Source organism: Okeania sp. SIO2F4 (genome assembly GCF_010672385.1).
Lineage (GTDB): Bacteria > Cyanobacteriota > Cyanobacteriia > Cyanobacteriales > Microcoleaceae > Trichodesmium.
The window spans coordinates 1-4,607 of sequence record NZ_JAAHGT010000797.1 but is presented as its reverse complement, the minus strand read 5'-3'; the positions used below and the strand labels follow the sequence as shown (position 1 = coordinate 4,607).

3 protein-coding genes and 1 pseudogene are annotated in these 4,607 nt (G+C 33.7%); 1 reads left to right on the top strand and 3 read right to left on the bottom strand.

Annotated elements, in window-relative coordinates; all coding sequences use genetic code 11:
* Window positions 1-431 (bottom strand): hypothetical protein (locus tag F6K22_RS32875; protein WP_293107999.1); only part of this gene is annotated, 431 nt, incomplete at its 3' end.
* A 321-nt stretch (window positions 432-752) separates the two neighbouring features.
* On the bottom strand, window positions 753-1,124 hold the full coding sequence (locus tag F6K22_RS32870; protein WP_293107996.1) for a hypothetical protein: 372 nt from the start codon (window positions 1,122-1,124) through the stop codon (window positions 753-755).
* 519 nt (window positions 1,125-1,643) lie between these two features.
* On the opposite strand from F6K22_RS32870, the pseudogene F6K22_RS32865 reads away from it, so the two are divergent.
* Window positions 1,644-1,863: pseudogene (locus tag F6K22_RS32865) on the top strand (DUF433 domain-containing protein).
* A 204-nt stretch (window positions 1,864-2,067) separates the two neighbouring features.
* Here F6K22_RS32865 and F6K22_RS32860 read toward each other — a convergent pair.
* Window positions 2,068-4,440: a putative PEP-binding protein gene (locus F6K22_RS32860; protein ID WP_363274945.1), complete on the bottom strand. Its 2,373-nt coding sequence runs from the start codon at window positions 4,438-4,440 to the stop codon at window positions 2,068-2,070.
* Window positions 4,441-4,607 lie beyond the last annotated feature (167 nt).

The following is a 4,607-nucleotide window of genomic DNA, read 5'->3' as shown; positions in this document are numbered from 1 at the left end:
CCCATCTCCCCATCTCCCCACACTTCCGGTGGTTCCTTTACCATTACGCGAGCACCACCACCGGAATTTTTCTCTTCTGTTGCGTATAGAGCAATAGTCATTTCATTTGCTGAAGCTCCCGGAGGCGGATGACGGAATTTTTTTCTTCCCCATGGGTATAGAGCAATAGTCGTTTCATTTGCTGAAGCTCCCGGAGATGGATGATGGAATTTTTTTCTTCTATCTATTGCTCTATACGCAATAGTCATTTCATTTGCTGAAGCTCCCGGAGGCGGATGACGGAATTTTTTTCTTCCCCATGGGTATAGAGCAATAGTCGTTTCATTGCAGGACAACCAGGATAGGTTCTTCGATCGCCAAGGAATATATATATTAGCGATCGCCCGATACAGACTTTCTGGAGGTGCATATACAAAATTTTCTGAACCCAAAAATTTGACTATTTTATAATTTGAAATCGTAATTTTCACTTACTTCTATTAAGAGGCTATTTTGGCTATAACTTATATCAAGTAAAATTAATTTCAACGTAGGGATATTGTATGCAAAGTCCCTACTAGATTGGGGAAAGGTTTATTACAGTTATTTAATGAGACATGATATTAACCTTCATCGCCATATTCATAATTATCATCAATTTGTAGCTTGTATTGCTCTACAATTAAATGCCAAAAACTTTGATGATTTTCTAAAACTTTTGGATCGATTTTCTGCATTTCTAACTCAAGCTTTTCAGCTCTGACATAGAGACTTTATTCAAAATTAAAACAGCGCAAATAAGCAATTACAGAAGTTGCCAGATGATCGATACTTGAATTGAATAAAGTGATGGATAGATTTTCAGGATTAATAGATATAATTTTACCATTATTGGAATTATCAATACAGATTCGATGAGCAAATTCTACTTCCGTAGAAAATACAGCGTCATCAGGAATTCCTAAAGCTTCTATTTTTCTATCTATATCTGACAAACTTGAATTATCATTAAATCCTATTTTACTAAGCGGTACTAATGTGTTTATTAATCGATTGAGACCTATACAACCAATAGTAAAAACTTGGTGTAGATTTGGGAGTAATTTTCCAATCCGAGTATCTTCTAAAATAGGTTCAAAATCCATTGAAAACCTAAGATAATCCATTACAGGAGGAAAACTTGTGTTGAGGATAAATTCTTTAGTTTCTTTTGGAAAGTTAATGTATAGAAAATCTCAAATAACTTACTACTCGTGGAAATCCTACATTCAAAACTAAATTTTTAATTTCACTGGGAAGGTTAATCTTAATTTTCTGAACCAAAAACTTCAAGCATTTCATAATTTGAAATCATAATTTTTGCTGACTTCAATTCTTCAGTAATTAATAGGACAAAATGACTTTTTTGATAATTATTTTTCTATTTACTGTTCCCCCACTCCTCCACCCCTCCTACTCCCCTACTCCCTCACTCCCTCACTCCCCTACTCTCGTACTTCCCTACTTCCCCACTCCCCTACGAGGTGATTCTAAAATCAAACGTTGTTTGGCACGAGAGATCGCTTTGAAGGACTCACCCTCAAGAAAAAGATAAATTAAAATAGTTAGAAAATCTCTGGATTTGTGTAAAATCAAATTATCCTAATCTATCAAATAAATATCTCATGTTAGAACAAAATATTATTACTATTGAACCAGGAAAACGCAGTGGAAAACCTTGTATTCGAGGTATGAGAATAACTGTTTATGATGTACTTTCTGATCTAGCTGCAGGCATGACTTATGAAGAATTATTAGAAGATTTTCCCTATTTAACACGTGTAGGATATTTTTGCTTGTCTTAGCTATGCTGCTGAACGGGAACAACAAACTTTAATAGTATAGCAAAAGGCAGAAGGCAGAGAGCAGAAGGCAGAAGGAAAAATCTTGGTTTGTCTGGGTTTTAGGGTTTTGATGTGTCCTAAGCGCCTTGGCGGTTGCTATACCCAAATGAAACTTTTATTCGACCATAGTTGATGTTGGGTTGAGGTAACGAAACCCAACCTACTAATAGTGTTGTAGTTTTCATTATCCATTATCCATTATCCATTATCCATTATTGAGTCGAGCTGCTGCTAAAATTAAACGTTGTTCGGCACGAGCGATCGCTTGATAAGTCTGCTCAACAGTATTAACATTAACAGAAATGGAAGTAATACCCCACCGAATCAAATCATCTATTATTTCTGGGTATAAAGCAGGAGCATCACCACAAATAGAACAAGAAATACCAGCATTTTTAGCCTGAGAAATTAATTGCTTAATTGCTCTCATTACTGCTGGATGACGAGCATCAAAAGTATTTTTCATTTCTTCTTTTTCTCGGTCTACACCTAACAATAATTGTGTTAAATCATTAGTACCAATAGCAATACCTTGTACGCCTGCTTTCACATATTCAGGTAATAAGAATAAAACCGATGGTACTTCTGCCATAATCCAAATTTGAAAATGATTCGGTTTATCTTTCCATTTTGCTTTAATGCGACTCCAACAAAATTGAAATTCTTCTACAGAACGTACAAATGGCAAAATTAAATTAACGTTACTATAACCTAATTTATGTACTTCAGATAAGATATTTATTTCTAAATCTACTAAACTTGGTTCTAGCATATAACTAAATGTGCCATGCTGTCCTAATATAGGATTATAATAATTAGTTTGATGGGAAAAATTTAATTCTTGAGTTAGATTTTGAGGATGAATATTTTGACGATACCTATCGCCTTGATCCCTAGAATAATTTAGAGGTAATTCTTCGAGTTCTTGAGTGAAAGTTTTTTGTTGATAACTAGAATTAAATAATCCCAAATCAAGGGAACGGTAAAAAACTGGTTTAGGAGCAAAAGCAGCAGCAAATTGACTAAGATGCTGCACCATTAAATCTATTAATTCTGATTGACGACCTTGTTTTATCCACCATAAAGGATGATGATTTTCTAACAATTCAATTGCCATTAATTCCGAGCGTAATAATCCTACTCCGTCTATGGGTAAATCTTTAACTTTTGGAATTGAATTAATTTGACTGATATTCACAAATAATTTACTGCCAATGGGAAAAAAGTTTTGAGAATGAAGAGAATTTTCTGTTACTTCTATATCCATTTCTTGAGGATAATTTTTCTGTTCTTTAAGTAGATGTACTTCTCCATTATTGCCATTAACTAATAAATAGTTACCTGTTTTAATTATCTGAGTAGAATTGGTAGCTCCGACAATAGCAGGAATCCCAAGTTCTCTAGCTAAAATTGCAGCATGACTTGTAATACCACCTTGTTCAGAAATAATTCCAGCAGCATTTTTTAGTAATGGTAAATAACTAGGAAGAACTGCCGAGACAACTAAAATTGCTCCTTCAGGAAATTCTTCTAATTGTAGAGCCAAACTCTGAATAACTATGGCTTTAGCTGTTACTTTCCCTGCTGATACTGGTATACCTTTAATGATAGGAACATCAAGATTTGCAATAGATTCAGACAATAAATCTGATTTATTCCCCTGATTATTATTTTTTAGATCGGGAAATTTAGTAGATAAACCTAGTTTCTGCGTAACTTCTATAGATTGTTTTTCTTCTGTTGTCGAACTAGGTAACTTTTCTAAATTTTGATAGTCTTTTTGCAGTTTCTTAAAATCGGTAATTAATAGTTGAGGTTCAGCATCGCTATCTCTTTTAAATAAACTCCATTTCAAATAAAAATCAGTCGGGAATTCCTTTGTTATTTTCTGAGTTAACTCAAGTAATAATTGTAGGTGTTTGTCTTCTAAAGCAAATTCTTTTTGTAACTCTTCTGGCAAGAAAAAAGCTTGGAGTGCTGGTAAAGTATCAGGAATAGGCATTTGAGTATGATAAACTTCTTGCCATGTATTGGTATAGCTGACTTTTGTAATAGCTGGATCGAGGTTATAAGCTATGATTTTATTCCCTAATTTTTTGTCTTGTATAGTGTAATTTTCAGGATAAATTAGATAAGAGTCGGGGATAATTTGCCCCAAATCAATAGATACTTCTAAACCATGAGTTGCTTGAATTTCCCAACTATCTGCAAAAACTTGAATAGTTCCTGAAGCGATCGCCGATTGTAAAGCTTGTACTAAGATTACTGGTTGAATTTGTTGAATATCAATGTGGTGACTATGCCAATATAATAAACTTTTAGCTTTAAATATTTCTGACCATACTTGTTTAATTCCTTGAATAAATTCTGCCGATATAGCTTCACAAATTGTTGGTTCTAATATCCCAAAAGTTTCCAGGCTAGGAGAGGCTAAATAAGGCTGAAAAATTAATACTTCAGCATTCAGATTATTAATTGCAAATTCCAATGATGAGACTAACTCGAATGGTATATCGGTATCGACGATATAGTAGTTAATCGAGCGAGAAATTTGTTGTAATTGTTGATAGTCATTGATATTAAAATGTAAAGAAGAATGAGGAAAATCAGCTAATAAAGGCTTGAATACGGTTATCTAAAAGCATCAACGTACTATCAATTGCTTCATGGATATCAACTGGTTTAATTTCTGGTTTTTCAAACCGAGAAAAATTACGCATTGATTTAACTATTTGATAAATCCTT